Here is a 3,168-nt window from a genome sequence, read left to right as displayed (position 1 = left end):
ACGCACTAACGGAGATACCCACTAGGTGCAGCAGTTCGGGTCGAGCGCGGCACGCAGGGCGTCGATCGCGGACCCCCGGGCACGGTGGAACACGCTCATCCCGCGCCGCTCCGACTCGATCATCCCGGCCTCGCGGAGCCGGCCCAGGTGATGGGAGGTGGTCGACTCCGCGACGCCGGTCGCGGCGGCCAGATCTCCTGTGCGGACCTCGCCGTCGTCACTGGTGAGCAGGAGTGACAGCAGCCGGATCCGGACCGGGTCGGCGAGGGCCTTGAGACGCAGCGCGATCTCCACGGCGTCCTCGTGGCCGATCGGCCCCGCCGATACGGGCGCGCAGCAGACCGGCGAGCTGACGTCGAGGAGGGGCAGGGCCTTGGGCATGTCCGCGAGTGTAGCGCGGGTTCTTGACGAATATCGAAAAGGCTGGTTCTCTGGGCGGTGCAACAAATTCGATATTCATCTCAGAGGTGGAGGTTCCGACCATGTCCCGTGTGCAACTCGCCCTCAATGTCGACGACGTCGACGAGGCCGTCCGGTTCTACTCGACGCTGCTGCGCGTCGAGCCCGCCAAGCGCAAGCCCGGCTACGCCAACTTCGTGGTGGAGCAGCCGCCCCTCAAGCTGGTCCTGCTCGAGAACCCGGGCCAGGGAGGCTCGCTCAACCACCTGGGCGTCGAGGTCGAGTCCAGCGAGCAGGTCCACGGCGAGATCGCGCGACTGACCGACGCCGGCCTGTTCACCGACGAGGAGATCGGCACGACCTGCTGCTTCGCCACCCAGGACAAGGTGTGGGTCACCGGCCCGGGAGGCGAGCGGTGGGAGATCTACACGGTCCTGTCCGACTCGGAGACGTTCGGGACGTCGCCGGTAGCGGGTGACAGCAACAGGAACGACGACGACGAGGCCGGCGCCGACTCCGGGGGTGGCGCCTGCTGCGCGTGAGCGGCCGGAGGGTGCGCCCGACCGGGTCCACAACACCCGCGAGGGTGGCATGGGACAGGCCCGGGCCCGGGCGCACCTAGACTGGTTCGCGGCCGTCGGCCGGTTGCTCGACGTCCCGTGATCAAAGGAAAGGCCACACCATGCTCTCCCGCATCGACCTGCGCGGTCGCACCCTCGGTACCGCCGAGCTGCGTCGCACACTCCCGCGAGGCGCCGCCGACGTCGACTCCGTCGTCGACACCGTCCGCCCGGTGGTCGAGGCGATCCGGGAGCACGGGGCCTCCGCCGCGCTCGACTACGGCGAGAAGTTCGACCGGGTGCGGCCCACCTCGGTGCGGGTCCCCGCCGAGGTCATCACCGAGGCCGGCGAGGCCCTCGACCCTGACGTGCGCGCGGCCCTGGTCGAGGCCATCCGCCGCGCGAGGATCGTCCACTCCGCACAGCGGCGCTCGGACACCGTGACCGAGGTCGCCGCCGGCGGCTTCGTCACCGAGAAGTGGGTTCCCGTCGAGCGGGTGGGCCTCTACGTTCCCGGCGGCAAGGCCGTGTACCCGTCGAGCGTCATCATGAACGTCGTGCCGGCACAGGTCGCTGGGGTCGGTTCACTCGTGGTGGCCTCCCCGCCCCAGGCCGACTCCGGTGGCTGGCCCCACCCCACCATCCTCGGCGCGTGTGCTCTGCTCGGGGTCGACGAGGTCTGGGCCGTCGGAGGCGCCCAGGCCGTGGCCCTTCTCGCCCACGGCGGCGAGGACACCGACGGACGCGAGCTCGAGCCCGTCGACATGGTCACCGGCCCCGGCAACGTCTACGTCACCGCCGCCAAGCGACTGTGCCGCAGCGTCGTGGGGATCGATTCGGAGGCCGGTCCCACGGAGATCGCCGTCCTGGCCGACCACACGGCCGACCCGGTCCACATCGCCTACGACCTCATCAGCCAGGCCGAGCACGACCCCAATGCGGCGAGCGTTCTGGTCACCGATTCCGAGCAGCTCGCCGACGCCGTCGCGCGGGAGGTCGAGGCCCGCTACACCGTCACCCTCAACTCGGGCCGCGTGCGCGACGCGCTCGAGGGCCCGCAGTCGGGCATCGTCCTGGTGGACGACATCGACGCCGGCCTGCGCGTGGTGGACGCGTACGCGGCCGAGCACCTGGAGGTGCAGACCCGCGACTCCGCCGCCGATGCCGCCCGGGTACGCAACGCCGGGGCGATCTTCGTGGGCGCCTACTCCCCGGTCCCGCTCGGCGACTACGCGGCGGGCTCGAACCACGTCCTGCCCACGTCGGGCACCGCCCGTCACTCGTCCGGGCTGAGTGTGCAGACCTTCCTGCGCGGTATCCACGTCATCGACTACGACCGCGCGGCGCTCAAGGAGATCGCCCCGACCGTCGTCGCGCTCGCCGACGCCGAGGGTCTCCCGGCCCACGGCGAGGCCGTCCGGGCCCGCTTCGAGGACCTCACCGCCGAGGAGGAGGACCAGTGACCGACACCCCCCGGCCCGGAGTCGGCCTGGACGCGCTGCCACTGCGCGAGAACCTGCGCGGCAAGAGCGCCTACGGAGCCCCGCAACTCGAGGTGCCGGTGCAGCTCAACACCAACGAGAACCCGCACCCGCCCAGTGCGGCGCTGGTCGCCGACATCGCCGCCGCGGTCTCCGCGGCGGCGGCCGACCTCAACCGCTACCCGGACCGGGACGCCGTCGACCTGCGCACCGACCTCGCCGCCTACCTCACGCGGCAGACCGGGGTGGAGCTGGACGTGGACATGGTGTGGGCGGCCAACGGCTCCAACGAGATCCTCCAGCAGTTGCTGCAGGCCTTCGGCGGACCCGGTCGCAGTGCGATGGGATTCGTCCCCAGCTACTCCATGCACCCGATCCTCGCCGCGGGCACGGACACCGAGTGGATCCCGGTCGACCGGGGCGCGGACCTGGCGATCGACGTCGAGGCCGCGCTGGCGGCGATCGCCGGGCACCGCCCCGACGTCGTCTTCCTCACCACGCCCAACAATCCGACGGGCCACGTGATCGAGCTGGACGACCTGCGGCGGCTGATCGACGCGGCACCGGGGATCGTCGTGGTCGACGAGGCGTACGCGGAGTTCTCCCCGTCGCCGAGCGCGTGCACGCTGCTGGCCGAGTTCCCGGCGAAGCTGGTCGTCTCGCGGACCATGAGCAAGGCCTTCGCGTTCGCCGGCGGGCGGCTCGGCTACTTCGCGGCCGACCCCTCG

At 71.5% G+C, this 3,168-nt stretch carries 4 protein-coding genes; 3 read left to right on the top strand and 1 reads right to left on the bottom strand.

Annotation, left to right across the window (positions count from 1 at the left end; translation table 11 throughout):
- Window positions 1-21: 21 nt before the first annotated feature.
- Window positions 22-381: an Rv2640c family ArsR-like transcriptional regulator gene (locus G6021_RS13635; protein WP_017836078.1), complete on the bottom strand. Its 360-nt coding sequence runs from the start codon at window positions 379-381 to the stop codon at window positions 22-24.
- Between the two features lie 101 nt (window positions 382-482).
- Here G6021_RS13635 and G6021_RS13630 point away from each other — a divergent pair, with 101 nt between their 5' ends.
- The 3 genes from G6021_RS13630 to G6021_RS17425 form a co-directional block, all read left to right on the top strand.
- Window positions 483-941, top strand: a complete 459-nt coding sequence (locus G6021_RS13630; protein WP_182611138.1) for an ArsI/CadI family heavy metal resistance metalloenzyme — start codon at window positions 483-485, stop codon at window positions 939-941.
- Window positions 942-1,081: 140 nt separating this feature from the next.
- Window positions 1,082-2,422, top strand: a complete 1,341-nt coding sequence (hisD, locus tag G6021_RS13625; protein ID WP_179525134.1) for a histidinol dehydrogenase — start codon at window positions 1,082-1,084, stop codon at window positions 2,420-2,422.
- Window positions 2,419-3,168, top strand: a 750-nt coding sequence (locus G6021_RS17425; protein ID WP_347238391.1) for a histidinol-phosphate transaminase, incomplete at its 3' end; no start/stop codon positions are given. The genes hisD and G6021_RS17425, both read left to right, overlap by 4 nt.

The organism is Dietzia sp. CW19 (assembly GCF_014145265.1).
Classification (GTDB): domain Bacteria; phylum Actinomycetota; class Actinomycetes; order Mycobacteriales; family Mycobacteriaceae; genus Dietzia; species Dietzia natronolimnaea.
Note: the sequence above shows the minus strand (reverse complement) of the source record. Positions and strands in the feature narration are given on the sequence as shown.